10 protein-coding genes, 6 tRNA genes and 3 rRNA genes are annotated in these 16,081 nt (G+C 42.1%); 3 read left to right on the top strand and 16 right to left on the bottom strand.

The window, feature by feature from the left end; all coding sequences use genetic code 11:
• Positions 1-99: 99 nt before the first annotated feature.
• The 12 genes from glmM to AAJG31_RS14540 all read right to left on the bottom strand — a co-directional run bounded on the left by glmM (position 100) and on the right by AAJG31_RS14540 (position 6,822).
• On the bottom strand, positions 100-1,452 hold the full coding sequence (gene glmM / locus AAJG31_RS14595) for a phosphoglucosamine mutase (RefSeq protein ID WP_279493419.1): 1,353 nt from the start codon (positions 1,450-1,452) through the stop codon (positions 100-102).
• Positions 1,453-1,665: 213 nt separating this feature from the next.
• Complete coding sequence (locus AAJG31_RS14590) at positions 1,666-2,742, bottom strand: CdaR family protein (protein ID WP_279493421.1); 1,077 nt, start codon at positions 2,740-2,742, stop codon at positions 1,666-1,668.
• Positions 2,735-3,571 carry a diadenylate cyclase CdaA gene (cdaA, locus tag AAJG31_RS14585; RefSeq protein ID WP_009370548.1) on the bottom strand — a complete coding sequence of 279 codons (837 nt, stop codon included), beginning with the start codon at positions 3,569-3,571 and terminating at the stop codon, positions 2,735-2,737. Before cdaA ends, AAJG31_RS14590 begins: the two co-directional genes overlap by 8 nt.
• A gap of 149 nt (positions 3,572-3,720) precedes the next feature.
• Positions 3,721-4,347 (bottom strand): anti-sigma factor, encoded by a 627-nt coding sequence (locus tag AAJG31_RS14580; RefSeq protein WP_009370547.1) that lies wholly within the window; start codon positions 4,345-4,347, stop codon positions 3,721-3,723.
• A gap of 13 nt (positions 4,348-4,360) precedes the next feature.
• The gene (gene sigW / locus AAJG31_RS14575; RefSeq protein WP_004225410.1) at positions 4,361-4,924 is read right to left on the bottom strand and encodes an RNA polymerase sigma factor SigW; all 564 of its coding nucleotides are present in this window, start codon (positions 4,922-4,924) and stop codon (positions 4,361-4,363) included.
• A gap of 133 nt (positions 4,925-5,057) precedes the next feature.
• Positions 5,058-5,963, bottom strand: coding sequence for an arginase (gene rocF / locus AAJG31_RS14570; RefSeq protein WP_004225412.1), 906 nt, complete (start codon positions 5,961-5,963; stop codon positions 5,058-5,060).
• Between the two features lie 185 nt (positions 5,964-6,148).
• A tRNA-Lys gene (locus AAJG31_RS14565) sits at positions 6,149-6,221 on the bottom strand.
• 13 nt (positions 6,222-6,234) lie between these two features.
• Positions 6,235-6,309: transfer RNA gene (locus AAJG31_RS14560), tRNA-Gln, on the bottom strand.
• Positions 6,310-6,323: 14 nt separating this feature from the next.
• Positions 6,324-6,407 (bottom strand) — tRNA-Tyr (locus AAJG31_RS14555).
• Positions 6,408-6,425: 18 nt separating this feature from the next.
• Positions 6,426-6,501, bottom strand: a tRNA-Val gene (locus tag AAJG31_RS14550).
• Between the two features lie 55 nt (positions 6,502-6,556).
• A tRNA-Glu gene (locus tag AAJG31_RS14545) sits at positions 6,557-6,631 on the bottom strand.
• A gap of 114 nt (positions 6,632-6,745) precedes the next feature.
• Positions 6,746-6,822: transfer RNA gene (locus AAJG31_RS14540), tRNA-Asn, on the bottom strand.
• A 269-nt stretch (positions 6,823-7,091) separates the two neighbouring features.
• On the opposite strand from AAJG31_RS14540, the gene AAJG31_RS14535 reads away from it, so the two are divergent.
• Complete coding sequence (locus AAJG31_RS14535; RefSeq protein WP_257961829.1) at positions 7,092-8,678, top strand: acyl--CoA ligase; 1,587 nt, start codon at positions 7,092-7,094, stop codon at positions 8,676-8,678.
• 114 nt (positions 8,679-8,792) lie between these two features.
• Here AAJG31_RS14535 and rrf read toward each other — a convergent pair.
• From rrf to AAJG31_RS14520, 3 genes are all read right to left on the bottom strand, one after another.
• Positions 8,793-8,908: ribosomal RNA gene (rrf, locus tag AAJG31_RS14530) — 5S ribosomal RNA — on the bottom strand.
• Between the two features lie 111 nt (positions 8,909-9,019).
• Positions 9,020-11,947, bottom strand: a 23S ribosomal RNA gene (locus tag AAJG31_RS14525).
• A 182-nt stretch (positions 11,948-12,129) separates the two neighbouring features.
• A 16S ribosomal RNA gene (locus tag AAJG31_RS14520) occupies positions 12,130-13,681 on the bottom strand.
• Together the 16S, 23S and 5S rRNA genes form the textbook arrangement of a ribosomal RNA operon.
• A 269-nt stretch (positions 13,682-13,950) precedes the next feature.
• On the opposite strand from AAJG31_RS14520, the gene AAJG31_RS14515 reads away from it, so the two are divergent.
• Positions 13,951-14,607, top strand: coding sequence for a hypothetical protein (locus AAJG31_RS14515; RefSeq protein ID WP_279493425.1), 657 nt, complete (start codon positions 13,951-13,953; stop codon positions 14,605-14,607).
• 36 nt (positions 14,608-14,643) lie between these two features.
• On the opposite strand, the gene AAJG31_RS14510 is transcribed toward AAJG31_RS14515, so the two are convergent.
• Positions 14,644-15,318 (bottom strand): KinB-signaling pathway activation protein, encoded by a 675-nt coding sequence (locus tag AAJG31_RS14510; protein ID WP_054548969.1) that lies wholly within the window; start codon positions 15,316-15,318, stop codon positions 14,644-14,646.
• A 151-nt stretch (positions 15,319-15,469) separates the two neighbouring features.
• Between AAJG31_RS14510 and gerD the strand changes: the two genes are divergently transcribed.
• Complete coding sequence (gene gerD, locus AAJG31_RS14505) at positions 15,470-16,078, top strand: spore germination lipoprotein GerD (RefSeq protein WP_004233763.1); 609 nt, start codon at positions 15,470-15,472, stop codon at positions 16,076-16,078.
• Positions 16,079-16,081: the final 3 nt, after the last annotated feature.

The following is a 16,081-nucleotide window of genomic DNA, read 5'->3' as shown; positions in this document are numbered from 1 at the left end:
CTCCTAATTACTGTTCCCCATCTCGCTTATTTAAAACATTCCTTTCAAATAAGTAAACCCGATTTCCTGTTTACGGAAATCGGGTTTACACTCTATTTCTTATTCTGTTAGGCCCATTTCTACACGTACAACATCTGCAATACGCTCGACAAAACGCTCACAATCCGTTTCTGTTGCTGCTTCCACCATGACACGTACTAATGGCTCTGTACCTGAAGGACGTACTAAAACACGACCATTTCCAGCCATTTCAGCTTCTACCTCTGCAATTACTGCAGCTACTTTCGCATTATCAGTCACAGCATGCTTATCTGTTACACGCACATTGACAAGACGCTGAGGGTAGATTTTCATTTCAGCTGCAAGTTCTGAAAGCTTTTTACCCGTCGCTTTCATAATGTTGACAAGCTGAATTCCTGTCAGTAAGCCATCACCTGTTGTATTAAAATCTAGAAAGACGATATGCCCTGATTGCTCGCCACCTAAATTGTATTCATTCGCACGCATTTCTTCCACAACATAACGATCACCTACAGCTGTTTGTACACTTTGCATACCATTGTCAGCCACAGCTTTATAGAAGCCCATATTGCTCATTACTGTTGAAACAATTGTTTGCTTCTTTAAACGCCCTACCGCATTTAAATGCTTACCAATGATAAACATAATTTGGTCACCGTCAACAATTTTTCCGTTTTCATCTACAGCAATTAAACGGTCTCCATCGCCATCAAAGGCTAAACCAACATCTGCACCTTTTTCAGTAATAAATTTAGCTAGTCCTTCTGGATGTGTTGAGCCTACACCATCATTAATATTTAAGCCAGTTGGAGAAGCACCCATTGTAGAAATGTCAGCTTCTAAATCAGCAAATAAATGTGTAGCTAAAGATGAAGTTGCACCATGTGCACAATCAAGCGCTACATGGATACCATCAAATTCTTCATCCACTGTTTGCTTTAAGTATTGAATATATTTTTGACCACCTTCGAAATAGTCACTTACAGATCCTAAATCTGCTCCTATAGGACGTGGTAATGTATCCTCTTGCGCATCAATTAACGCTTCAATTTCCGCTTCCTGTGCATCTGTTAGCTTAAAGCCATCAGGACCGAAAAATTTAATACCGTTATCTGCAACTGGGTTATGTGAAGCTGAAATCATGACGCCTGCATCTGCGCTCATAATTCGAGTAAGGTATGCCACACCTGGTGTTGAAATAATACCCAGACGCATTACCTCTACCCCAATTGATAAAAGACCAGCCACAAGTGCACCTTCAAGCATCTCGCCTGAAATACGTGTGTCACGACCAATTAAAACCTTTGGACGGTCAGTTGCATCTTTTGTTAAAACATAGCCGCCTATACGACCAAGTTTAAATGCAAATTCTGGTGTTAATTCACTATTCGCGACGCCACGGACGCCATCTGTTCCAAAATATTTACCCATTCTACTTATTCTCTCCTTCAATGCAAGACAGTGCCTAGTGAGTTTCTATCAAGCATTAGACACTTGTCCGCTTACTTTTGGAAAAGTCTGCTTTTGTTCATTCATTGGTAATTATTAATATTCCACTCTGCCAGTTTGTTTGATGAAACCTGAATTACAAACCTGATTGGATTTTTGATTTAGAATCAAAATAAAATTATAGTCACATATTGTTTAAGAATCAATATCTTCCGATTCCTCAGTTGACGTATTTTTATCAGTTGTAGTACTCTCATCTGTCACATCAGGTTCTTCAGTTGGAGGTGGCGTTTCCTCTGTAGAAGCTGGTGTTTTCTGCTGTTCTTCTTGTTCTACCTTTGTAATATCTGCCTTCACTTTTATTTTCTTGTCAGATATTTTTGTCACACCATCTGGTAATTTTACATCAAATTCATAAGTTTTGGACTCAGTAATTTTTGACAGGTCAACTGTTATTGGAATGGATGTTAAACTGTCAATAATTGATTTTCTACCATACACTTTGATCATTTTCGGTGTAAATGTTAATGAGTTAATGGTAATGTCTTCGGCAGCTTGCCCTGTTTCCTTAAGGACAACTGGGATCTCTCGACTATACTCCGCTATATCTACTTGAACTTTCACAATTTCAGGTTCAATAGTCACGTCTAACTTATTTAAATCTCTATCTAATACTTTTACAGCTGCTTCCTGCGTGAATGATTGCTTCAAGCCCTGCTCTCCTGTAACAGTTGCTTTTACATAACTAATGCTTTCAATAGCACTTTTTGCACCTGTTACATAAACAGTTGGCGGGGAGGCCGTCATTTCTTTTAAGATAAAACCTTCTTCGATTAAACGTTTGTTCATTTCAGGATCCACTCGGAACTCCTGCGTGACCTTTTCCTCAATATTCACATGAACAGTTGCAGGGTCTAATGTCACCTTTAACTTTTCTGAAATATTTTCGTATTGCAGTTTTACATCATGCTCTCCCAGCAATAAATTGCTCAAATCCGCAAATATAGAAAAATCCTTAGCTCCCTTTGCTTTTAAAACCAATGCCATCGGACCTTCTATCGTTACATCCACAGTTTCAGGTAAACCTGTCACAATAAGATTCTCATTATCGTAATAAACATCCACTGGAACATCACGAATAACATCCGTTTGTTCATTTGAGGTAGCTTTATTTAAAGGTGACAACTCAGTACGCACTGAGAAAAAAAGCAAAAACGCTAAAAATAGCGCGATGATTCTAAGTACCCAAGGGCTATCCATCATTTTATCCATTCTTTTTCCCCCTCCAAGTCAACTTAGAGGATGCATTTGATTCTTGTACTGATCCGAACCACATTTTTCTTAATAATGTTTCAAACTCCTCTAGAGATAGATTTCGATGGAGATTACCATTTAATGTTATACTAATTGCGCCTGTTTCTTCTGACACAACAATTGTAATAGCATCTGTAACTTCACTTAAGCCAAGAGCAGCACGGTGGCGTGTCCCTAACTCTTTTGAAATAAATGGGCTTTCAGATAAAGGTAAATAACAAGCCGCTGCTGTAACTTTATCTTTTTGCATAATAACAGCCCCATCATGTAGCGGGGTATTTGGTATAAAGATATTAATCAGTAATTCTGATGAAATTTCAGCATTTAGCCCTATACCTGTTTCAATATATTCATTAAGACCTGTTTCTTTTTCAATAGAAATTAACGCACCTATTCGACGTTTAGCCATATAACTTACAGACTTCTTCATAGCCTCAATAAGTCTTGTTTGTTCTTCTTCCTCTTGACTTGATGAACGTTGGAATAGCTTTCCTCGTCCAATTTGTTCTAAACCACGTCTGATTTCAGGTTGGAATATAATAATAATCGCTAGGAAACCAAACTCAATAACTTGTTGTAGCATCCAGCCAAGTGTTTGTAACCCTAAAAGGTCTGTTGCAATTCGTGCAATAATAATGACGAATATTCCCTTAAGTAATTGGACAGCCTTCGTACCTTTAATGAGGGTTAAGACTTTATAAACAACGTACCAAACGAGCAGTACATCAATGAAGTTAATAACAATATTCACAGGTGTTAAATCCGTGAAATGTTCGATAATTTGCACGTGGCATCCCCCACTTTTCATTACGAATCCATACACATTCAAGTATATCACATTCTTATCAAATGTAACTTTTTTCAAATAAAAAGTCTACTCAGAAGAGTAGACCTTTCAGCCTCTCACGTGCACTATTTTTTAGGACGTATAGAGTGTTATTTAGTTTCTTCTTTTTCCTCAAATGTCATGGCTGTCTTAACAGAATTTTTAATTGTATACCATAACCATTCAAATACTTCGTCAATTTCTTCGATTCTCCCTGAAACTACCGCTGAAGATGCCATATATTGCCCGTTGATTACTGTGACGTTGCCATCAACTTCACCTTCAACAATCAAATCGCCATTTTTCACAACAATATCGCCTTTTACCACTTCTCCTTCAGGGACAATCACTGTTTGACCATCCACAACTAAATTAGGTTGCTTGGTCACCGAGAAATGCTGGTCATCCATGAAGCTACCCAATAATGTAGCACTCATGAATAAGCAAAATACTGCTGCTGCCACAAAGAACGGATGCCGGCGAATCCATTTTTGTATACCTACTCGACTTTTTGGTTTTGGTAAACGAGCCATAACTGCTGCTTCAAAACTCGGAGGCGCTGTAATATGGGAAGCACTCTTCACAAAGGCGATTGTTTCACTCAATTCTTGCATCAACTGTTTACAATCATTACATGTATGCAAGTGTTGTTTCAACTCTTGCTCATGCTCACGACTAATGTCACCGTCTAAATAATCATGCATATAGTCTATAATATGCTCTGGACAAGTATTCATGACGCTCCCCCTCCTACAGATTGTTTAATTGCTTACGTAATGCCTCACGTCCGCGGTGAATCCTCGTTTTCACCGTTCCAAGCGGCATATCTAAAATCTCGCTAATCTCTTGTAACGATAACTCTTCTATATATTTCAATACTATAACCGAACGGTATTTATCCGGCAATCGTCCAATTTCATATTGAATGCGATCTTGCAGCTCCATTTGTTCTAACTGCTCCTCTGGTAGCTGGTCGTCTGCTGCGATTTGCGAATACATATCAAGCCCTTCTGTACCAGCTACTTCTGCATCTAAATAATAATCCGGTTTCTTTTTTCGAATACGGTCAATGCAGAGGTTTGTCGCTATGCGATAAAGCCACGTCGAAAACTTTCTTTTCTGATCAAATGTATGCAAGTTCATATAGGCTCGCACAAAAGCCTCTTGAGCAATGTCTTCAGACTCTTGTTTGTTGCCTAACATTCGATAGCATACTTGGTACAGTTTGTGCTGATAGAGACTCACAATATCGGCAAATGCGTTTTGATCGCCTTTAAGCACTTGTTTTATTCTCTTATTTACTAACGCATCCATTGTGTTGACTTCTCCACCTTTACAACTGTCTTATACTATACGAAGCACCGATAAGAAAAGTTTCGTTTTAATTCAATTATAGCAAAAGATTTTTATGCAATGTGGCAACAGGCAATTTTTTGTCAAATTTTCTTTAAACTAGTGTTTCACCAAATAAAGATCCCATTAATGCAACAGCCACATTTGCTGTTGTATTCTTTTCATCTAGTATAGGATTTACCTCTACAAACTCTGCTGAAGTTACCATGCCTGATTCTTGTAACATTTCCATTGCTAAATGGCTTTCTCGGTACGTAATTCCACCTGGAACTGGTGTACCCACACCTGGCGTATAAAGTGGATCTAATCCGTCTAAATCAAGTGATAAATGTAAGCCATCAACATTTCGTTCCTTTAAATAAGCAAGTGCATCTTCCATCACACGTGTCATGCCAAGTCGGTCGATTTCATGCATTGTATATACTTTAATTCCTTGTTGACGTATCAATTCACGTTCTCCTGGGTCTACTGAACGAGCTCCAATAATAATCACGTTTTCTGGCTTAATTTTTGGAGCATAGTTGCGAATTTGCACTAAACGTTCATGTCCTAGCCCAATACTAACGGCTAACGGCATCCCATGTATATTGCCTGAAGGTGTTGTTTCAGGTGTATTTAAATCTGCATGAGCGTCATACCAGATAACACCGAGATTTTTGTAATGCTCACCTAATCCAGCTAATGTTCCAATAGCAATGCTATGGTCTCCACCAAATACGAGTGGGAATTTCTTTTGTTCCACTACTTCATGCACACTATTTGCTAATGCAGTACTAACATCTACAACTTCCTCTAAATTTAGTAATTTTTCATCCACAGCTCCGTCAGCAAGCTTTTGACTAACACGAATATCCCCTTGATCCTGTACATCGTGTCCGATAGCCTCTAAACGTTCAACAATACCTGCATATCGAATAGCACTTGGTCCCATATCTACCCCACGGCGTGTTTGTCCGTAATCTGTTGGTACTCCAATAATAGAAATATTAAGTTTATTCATGTTTTTATACCCCCTAAAAGTTATAAGATTATTGTAAAGCCTACATACCACTTGGCTCAACTCAACAAAAAGTTGTATATTTATTCATTTATAAATAACATAAAAAAATCTCCTACTGTTTTCAGCAAGAGATTAGTTATCTGTAGTTAATATAACACTTTTGAATAATTTTCATTCTAAAAAAGTGAGCCATGAAGGACTCGAACCTTCGACCCTCTGATTAAAAGTCAGATGCTCTACCAACTGAGCTAATGGCTCATAAAAGAAAAAATGGCTGGGGTACTAGGATTCGAACCTAGGCATGACGGAATCAAAATCCGTTGCCTTACCGCTTGGCTATACCCCAATCATTTATAAAACTGGTGGAGGGGGACGGATTCGAACCGCCGAACCCTAAGGAGCGGATTTACAGTCCGCCGCGTTTAGCCACTTCGCTACCCCTCCGAAATAACACAATAAGAATGGTGGAGGATGACGGGCTCGAACCGCCGACCCTCTGCTTGTAAGGCAGATGCTCTCCCAGCTGAGCTAATCCTCCATAGAAACAGGTGTTATATCACAGTTTATATTCTTTATAAAGCCTATGTTTTAAATGGTGACCCCTACGGGATTCGAACCCGTGTTACCGCCGTGAAAGGGCGGTGTCTTAACCACTTGACCAAGGGGCCAATATTATGTCTCAAACAAGACAAGAATTATAATAACATTTTTTATTAATAATTGCAATGCTTTTCCACAAATTTTTTTATGTATTATAGCATTTGAAAAAAGGACAAAAAAAATGGCTCCGAAGGCAGGACTCGAACCTGCGACAACCTGATTAACAGTCAGGTGCTACTACCAACTGAGCTACTTCGGAACAATGCTATTCACTTTGGTTTTAGACAACCTCTTAAGTACATTTATTATTATAGCAAGCATTATAAATAATGCAACACATTTTGTGAAAATTTTTATATTTTTTGTCGAAGTATCCTCCTATATTCGTCTGAAAGCATAATAGTTCTCTATTAATTCTAATATTTCTATTTAACGTACTAAATATTCTTGCTGTATATTATTGTAATTGTTAAAATAAAAATAGTTTTATGAATTTTCTATCAAATTTTCTGGGGGAGGATGTTCAAGATGGTATCAAATGATTTAATTGCACCTGAATTTTATAACATCACAGAGGAATTAGAAAAATTTTCGCAAGATAGTGATCGCCAAGCAATACGTTGGTTAAATACACAACAAGAGAGACGTACAGTTTCTTATGTGGAGCTTAACCAAAAAATGAATCAATACGCAAACGCTTTTACGGAGAAGGGGCTTCAAAAAGGTGATCGTGTATTAGTTATTATTCCTCGACTTCCAGAAGCCTATTTCGTTTTTCTAGGCTGCTTAAAGGCTGGTATCGTACCCATTTCATGTTCAGAGATGCTACGTGCAAGCGATTTAGAATATCGGATGGAACATTCTTCTGCTAGTGCAGTTATTGCTTATGAGGCTTTTACTAGTGAAGTTGACCAAATTGCTTCTTCTGTAGACGCATTGAAAAATAAACTAGTGATCGGTGCTGCGAAAGGAGATTGGACTTCTTTAGATGAATTAGCAAGCAGCCAGCCAGCTACATTTACAGCCGTAGCTACTACACGTGATGACATGGCATTCCTTTCTTATACATCTGGTACAACTGGTAAACCTAAAGGCGTTGTTCATTCACATGGCTGGGGATATGCACATATTAGAACTGCAGCTTCAAAATGGCTTTGTGTACGTGAAGGAGACCTCGTATGGGCAACAGCTGCTCCTGGTTGGCAAAAGTGGATATGGAGTCCTTTTTTATCCACAATCATGCTCGGTGCTACTGCATTTGTCTATCATGGTGGATTCGATGCAAAAACCTATCTTCAATTAATGCAGGATGAAAAAGTTAATGTTCTATGTTGTACACCGACTGAATACCGAATTATGGCGAAAATCGATAATTTACAAGACTACAATCTATCATCTCTACGTAGTGCCGTTTCTGCTGGTGAACCTTTAAATCGTCCAGTTATCGAAACATTTATGAATCATTTTGGACTAAAAGTACGTGACGGCTATGGACAAACAGAAAACACATTATTAATTGGTACACTCGAAAACACAGAATTACGTCCTGGATCTATGGGTGTTCCAACTCCAGGTAATATTGTACGTATTATCGACAATGAAGGGAATGAAGCGCCAGTTGGAGAAGTTGGTGATATTGCTGTTCACAAATCTTCACCAGCTTTATTTAAAGAATATTATAAAGAACCAGAGCGCACACAAGCTGCATTTCGTGGGGATTGGTATATTACAGGTGATCAAGCAAAATGTGATGAAGACGGTTACTTCTGGTTTGAAGGTCGTGGAGATGACATTATTATTTCATCTGGTTATACGATCGGACCATTTGAAGTTGAAGATGCATTAAACAAACATGAAGCTGTACAAGAATGTGCAGTTGTAGCTGCGCCAGATGAAATTAGGGGGCATATTGTAAAGGCATTTGTTATCTTACGAGAAGGCTTCAAAGAATGTAATGAAGAGGAGTTAACAAAGGAGCTACAGGAGCATGTAAAAGCGTTAACAGCCCCTTATAAATACCCTCGTAGTATCGTCTTTCTTGATGAGTTACCAAAAACGACATCAGGGAAAATTCGCCGTATCGAACTACGAGCTACTACAGTTCATACGCATTAAGTTAAGTATCAAAACAAGAAGGCATCCATTGAGGATGCCTTCTTTTATGTATTTATAAATAATAATCGGCTCAAAAAAAAGCCACTACTGAGTGTATCAGTAGCGACTTTTTGCGCCTAGCGACGTCCTACTCTCACAGGGGGAAGCCCCCAACTACCATCGGCGCTAAAGAGCTTAACTTCCGTGTTCGGTATGGGAACGGGTGTGACCTCTTTGCCATCATCACTAGACTATGGTCGACCTTCCATACACGGCGTACTGCTGTGTCTAGAAGCTCTCTTTTTAGAAAGATTTGCTCTTTCAAAACTGGATAAACGGTGCATTGAATGTTTCAAACTTTTTTGGTTAAGTCCTCGATCGATTAGTATTCGTCAGCTCCATGTGTCACCACACTTCCACCTCGAACCTATCTACCTCATCGTCTTTGAGGGATCTTACTTACTTGCGTAATGGGAAATCTCATCTTGAGGGGGGCTTCATGCTTAGATGCTTTCAGCACTTATCCCGTCCACACATAGCTACCCAGCGATGCCTTTGGCAAGACAACTGGTACACCAGCGGTGTGTCCATCCCGGTCCTCTCGTACTAAGGACAGCTCCTCTCAAATTTCCTACGCCCACGACGGATAGGGACCGAACTGTCTCACGACGTTCTGAACCCAGCTCGCGTACCGCTTTAATGGGCGAACAGCCCAACCCTTGGGACCGACTACAGCCCCAGGATGCGATGAGCCGACATCGAGGTGCCAAACCTCCCCGTCGATGTGGACTCTTGGGGGAGATAAGCCTGTTATCCCCGGGGTAGCTTTTATCCGTTGAGCGATGGCCCTTCCATGCGGAACCACCGGATCACTAAGCCCGTCTTTCGACCCTGCTCGACTTGTAGGTCTCGCAGTCAAGCTCCCTTGTGCCTTTACACTCTACGAATGATTTCCAACCATTCTGAGGGAACCTTTGGGCGCCTCCGTTACCTTTTAGGAGGCGACCGCCCCAGTCAAACTGTCCGCCTGACACTGTCTCCTGCCCCGCTAAGGGGCATGGGTTAGAATTTCAATACAACCAGGGTAGTATCCCACCGACGCCTCCTTCGAAGCTGGCGCTCCGAGATCTCTGGCTCCTACCTATCCTGTACAAGTTGTACCAAAATTCAATATCAGGCTACAGTAAAGCTCCACGGGGTCTTTCCGTCCTGTCGCGGGTAACCTGCATCTTCACAGGTACTATAATTTCACCGAGTCTCTCGTTGAGACAGTGCCCAGATCGTTACGCCTTTCGTGCGGGTCGGAACTTACCCGACAAGGAATTTCGCTACCTTAGGACCGTTATAGTTACGGCCGCCGTTTACTGGGGCTTCAATTCGCAGCTTCGCTTGCGCTAACCACTCCTCTTAACCTTCCAGCACCGGGCAGGCGTCAGCCCCTATACGTCACCTTACGGTTTTGCAGAGACCTGTGTTTTTGCTAAACAGTCGCCTGGGCCTATTCACTGCGGCTCTCATGCGCTTGCACGCTCAAGAGCACCCCTTCTCCCGAAGTTACGGGGTCATTTTGCCGAGTTCCTTAACGAGAGTTCTCTCGCACACCTTAGGATTCTCTCCTCGACTACCTGTGTCGGTTTGCGGTACGGGCACCTCTCACCTCGATAGAGGCTTTTCTTGGCAGTGTGAAATCAGGAACTTCGTCCATACGGACTCGCCATCACAGCTCAACGTTACAGTGTGCGGATTTGCCTACACACACGCCTTACTGCTTGGACGCGCACAACCAACGGCGCGCTTACCCTATCCTACTGCGTCCCCCCATTTCTCAAACGGTGAGGAGGTGGTACAGGAATATCAACCTGTTGTCCATCGCCTACGCCTATCGGCCTCGGCTTAGGTCCCGACTAACCCTGAGCGGACGAGCCTTCCTCAGGAAACCTTAGTCATACGGTGGACGGGATTCTCACCCGTCTTTCGCTACTCATACCGGCATTCTCACTTCTAAGCGCTCCACCAGTCCTTCCGATCTGACTTCAACGCACTTAGAACGCTCTCCTACCACTGACATCGTAGATGTCAATCCACAGCTTCGGTGAATCGTTTAGCCCCGATACATTTTCGGCGCAGCGTCACTCGACCAGTGAGCTATTACGCACTCTTTAAATGATGGCTGCTTCTAAGCCAACATCCTGGTTGTCTGTGCAACGCCACATCCTTTTCCACTTAACGATTACTTTGGGACCTTAGCTGGTGGTCTGGGCTGTTTCCCTTTTGACTACGGATCTTATCACTCGCAGTCTGACTCCCGTGTATAAATATCTGGCATTCGGAGTTTGTCTGAATTCGGTAAACCGGGATGGCCCCCTAGTCCAAACAGTGCTCTACCTCCAGTATTCTCATCACGAGGCTAGCCCTAAAGCTATTTCGGAGAGAACCAGCTATCTCCAAGTTCGATTGGAATTTCTCCGCTACCCACACCTCATCCCCGCACTTTTCAACGTGCGTGGGTTCGGGCCTCCAGTAAGTGTTACCTCACCTTCACCCTGGACATGGGTAGATCACCTGGTTTCGGGTCTACGACCACGTACTATTTCGCCCTATTCAGACTCGCTTTCGCTGCGGCTCCGCCTTCTAAAGCTTAACCTTGCACGTAATCGTAACTCGCCGGTTCATTCTACAAAAGGCACGCTATCACCCATTAACGGGCTCTAACTACTTGTAGGCACACGGTTTCAGGATCTCTTTCACTCCCCTTCCGGGGTGCTTTTCACCTTTCCCTCACGGTACTGGTTCACTATCGGTCACTAGGTAGTATTTAGCCTTGGGAGATGGTCCTCCCGGATTCCGACGGAATTTCACGTGTTCCGCCGTACTCAGGATCCACTCAGGAGAGAACGAACTTTCGACTACAGGGCTTTTACCTGCTCTGGCGGACCTTTCCAAGTCGCTTCATCTAACTCGCTCTTTTGTAACTCCGTATAGAGTGTCCTACAACCCCAAGAGGCAAGCCTCTTGGTTTGGGCTCTTCCCGTTTCGCTCGCCGCTACTCAGGGAATCGATTTTTCTTTCTCTTCCTCCAGGTACTTAGATGTTTCAGTTCCCTGGGTCTGCCTTCAAGACGCTATGTATTCACGTCAAGATACTACGCGATTAAACGTAGTGGGTTCCCCCATTCGGAAATCTCCGGATCAAAGCTCACTTACAGCTCCCCGAAGCATATCGGTGTTAGTGCCGTCCTTCTTCGGCTCCTAGTGCCAAGGCATTCGCCGTGCGCCCTTAATAACTTAACCAAGTTATTAAGCCTATAAAAAACTTAAAAAAATAAATGTGTTTGTTACAATTTCAATGTCGTTTTATCCAGTTTTCAAAGAACAAGTTTTGAAGTGTTTCATTCAAATAGAATGAACCTTCAAAACTGAACGCAAAACGTAATCTTACAAACCCAAGGTTTGTATTCCGAAATAATCCTTAGAAAGGAGGTGATCCAGCCGCACCTTCCGATACGGCTACCTTGTTACGACTTCACCCCAATCATCTATCCCACCTTCGGCGGCTGGCTCCAAAAGGTTACCTCACCGACTTCGGGTGTTACAAACTCTCGTGGTGTGACGGGCGGTGTGTACAAGGCCCGGGAACGTATTCACCGCGGCATGCTGATCCGCGATTACTAGCGATTCCGGCTTCATGTAGGCGAGTTGCAGCCTACAATCCGAACTGAGAACGACTTTATCGGATTAGCTCCCTCTCGCGAGTTGGCAACCGTTTGTATCGTCCATTGTAGCACGTGTGTAGCCCAGGTCATAAGGGGCATGATGATTTGACGTCATCCCCACCTTCCTCCGGTTTGTCACCGGCAGTCACCTTAGAGTGCCCAACTAAATGATGGCAACTAAGATCAAGGGTTGCGCTCGTTGCGGGACTTAACCCAACATCTCACGACACGAGCTGACGACAACCATGCACCACCTGTCACCGTTGCCCCCGAAGGGGAAACTATATCTCTACAGTGGTCAACGGGATGTCAAGACCTGGTAAGGTTCTTCGCGTTGCTTCGAATTAAACCACATGCTCCACCGCTTGTGCGGGCCCCCGTCAATTCCTTTGAGTTTCAGTCTTGCGACCGTACTCCCCAGGCGGAGTGCTTAATGCGTTAGCTGCAGCACTAAGGGGCGGAAACCCCCTAACACTTAGCACTCATCGTTTACGGCGTGGACTACCAGGGTATCTAATCCTGTTTGCTCCCCACGCTTTCGCGCCTCAGCGTCAGTTACAGACCAGAAAGTCGCCTTCGCCACTGGTGTTCCTCCAAATCTCTACGCATTTCACCGCTACACTTGGAATTCCACTTTCCTCTTCTGCACTCAAGTCCCCCAGTTTCCAATGACCCTCCACGGTTGAGCCGTGGGCTTTCACATCAGACTTAAAGGACCGCCTGCGCGCGCTTTACGCCCAATAATTCCGGACAACGCTTGCCACCTACGTATTACCGCGGCTGCTGGCACGTAGTTAGCCGTGGCTTTCTAATAAGGTACCGTCAAGGTACAGCCAGTTACTACTGTACTTGTTCTTCCCTTACAACAGAGTTTTACGATCCGAAAACCTTCTTCACTCACGCGGCGTTGCTCCATCAGGCTTTCGCCCATTGTGGAAGATTCCCTACTGCTGCCTCCCGTAGGAGTCTGGGCCGTGTCTCAGTCCCAGTGTGGCCGATCACCCTCTCAGGTCGGCTACGCATCGTCGCCTTGGTGAGCCGTTACCTCACCAACTAGCTAATGCGCCGCGGGCCCATCCTATAGCGACAGCCGAAACCGTCTTTCAGTCTTTTACCATGAAGCAAAAGAGATTATTCGGTATTAGCCCCGGTTTCCCGGAGTTATCCCAAACTATAGGGTAGGTTGCCCACGTGTTACTCACCCGTCCGCCGCTAACGTCAAAGGAGCAAGCTCCTTTTCTGTTCGCTCGACTTGCATGTATTAGGCACGCCGCCAGCGTTCGTCCTGAGCCAGGATCAAACTCTCCATAAAAGAAATTTGATTAGCTCAAATTGTTTTGCTGGCATCATGTTTGATGTCCAAAATTTTTGTTTTGTTCACTAACCGAAGCTAGCTACTTAAAACTTTATTGATTACGTTTTGCTTGTTCAGTTTTCAAGGTTCATGTTTCTTTATTTCGTTGTCACCTCTTGGCGACTTATACATAATAACATCGATTATTCATGAAAGTCAACACTAAATCATAAGTTTTTTTAAAGAGATTCATTTTTTATTTTAATTTTAGAAACGAGGTTATCATTATGGTCCGTAAAACGTTGATTTCACTGCTTTTAATTGTAATGCTTTTTGCCTTTTTAAAGCCTATAAATTCAACGATGATTTCTGTATTTAATATTGCGAATGCACCAGTAGTGGTCACAAAAGGACATTATGGCACATCTCTTATTGTAGAGATCTCTTTCTCTGATGACTCTCTATTAGAATGGCTCCAAACGGTGAAAGAGCCTTATCCACTTCTACTTTTAGATGCTGGTTGGATAAAACGGTCACCCGAGCATTTAAAAATTATCCAACAACGAAAATTGCCTACAGGATTACTTGGGCCGGATGATTCAGTAGAAGAACCCGTTGACATTGCACTCATCCAAAAGGATATTGATACTTACGAAAAACATTTAAAAGAAAAACCTTTATGGTTTGCTACCCGAAATCATCAATATTCACAGGATTTACAGAAAGCCTTATTCCAACAACAAATGAATTTACTATCTCCTTCGCTTATTTGGCAAGGTGAGAAAACTCCGAAATTACAAAAAGGTGATTTTGTCTTTTTCCCGCTCCATCAAAATAATCAAATATCCTTTAAAGAGCTTAACACTCTCATACAACAGCATAAGTTTATGTCGATTGAAGAAAATATATTTGGTTATAAGGTTCAAACTAAAAAAGCGCCATAAAAAAATTGCCTCCAATACAGCGAGGCAATTTTTTCCTTATGCGTTTTTAGCCTGTTCACGACGAGCTTGGCGTCGTGCTTCTAATTTTTGACGATCTTCATCAGATTTTGCATTATATTTAGGTAATACTAATAATTGATACGCATTAACCGCCAATAATGGGAATAATAAAAGAGCAACATACTCATTAATATTTTCATCGCGACCCATCAAGGCAATTGTCCATTCCAACGTTGTAATGACAATCATAAAGAATAGTGCCGAAATCATTACATGTTTTTTCCCTGTTAATTTTACTTTTTGAACAGCCGTTGCTATTGCCCCAAAAATGAGGACAATTAATAGTCCTACATAGAACAACCAGCTTTGCCCATCCTTCACACCAGGAATAAAGCGGAAGAAAATTATATCGAAAATCGTTATGGCAATTAATAATAGCTGTACCCAATTCCATAATGTCAGTGTTCTAAAAATATTAACACCTACCTGATGAAGTGTTAAATAAGCAAAAAAGCCAGCTTGCGCTATAACACTCATTGTAAACCCTAAGAAAACCATCCATAAAAGTCCAGCGAAAAACTCACCCCATTGACCGTTTGCTATGTATGGTTGGAAGAATTCCCAGCGAATAAATAAACTAAAAACTCCGTTGACTGCACCACCAACGAGCATTGCAAAGAAGAAAAACTTTGCCCAATTTCGTATCGTCACAACTAAAAGTCCCCCAATTTCTCAATATATCTGTCCTTATTTTATCAATGCCTTGTTAAAAAAGCTATTTCTCATCCTAACCAATACATAAAGTCCTGAGAAATGTGAACAATAATTGAAAGAGTCTATCTAGAGAAAGGACTGATTGTCGATGCGAAAATTCACCTTATTACTGATTCTAATGCTTTTTCTTTCTGCCTGTTCACAAGATAAAACCTCTACCATGTCCTATGATGAAATAAAAAAAATCATGATTGACTCTTTACAAACAGAGGATGGTAAAAAGGCATTGCGACAGCTTTTAGAAGAGCCGAGTTTCCGTGAGCTCTTGATTTTAGAGCATGATGAAGTGAAAAAAGCTACCGAGGAAACTTTACTTTCCAAGGAAGCAGAAGACTTTTGGAAAAAAACCTTTGAAGATCCAAAGTTTAAAGAAACTGTTGCGAAAAGTATGCAAAAACAGCAACAGGATATTATGAAGAACTTAATAAAAGATCCGACTTTCCAAAAGGATATGGAGGCATTTTTCGGGCAACCCGATATGCAAAAGCAGTTGGAGACTATCCTTAAATCATCCAATATGCGCAAGCAAATGGAGGAAGTTGTAAAGGAAACGATCGAAAGCCCTTTAATGCAATCTAAATGGCAGGAACTTATTAAGAAAAGTGGCGAAACAGGTTCATCAGGAAGTGGCGATAAGAAAGAAGCGAGTGGCGATAGTGGTGGCGGATCGGATAAGGGACAAAAAAGTACCGAGTAACCT

Origin of the sequence: Lysinibacillus sp. BS3, assembly GCF_039614735.1 — a bacterium.
GTDB classification, from domain to species: Bacteria; Bacillota; Bacilli; order Bacillales_A; family Planococcaceae; genus Lysinibacillus; species Lysinibacillus capsici.
The sequence above is the reverse complement of the archived record's forward strand: the minus strand, read 5'-3'. Positions and strand labels throughout refer to the sequence as shown.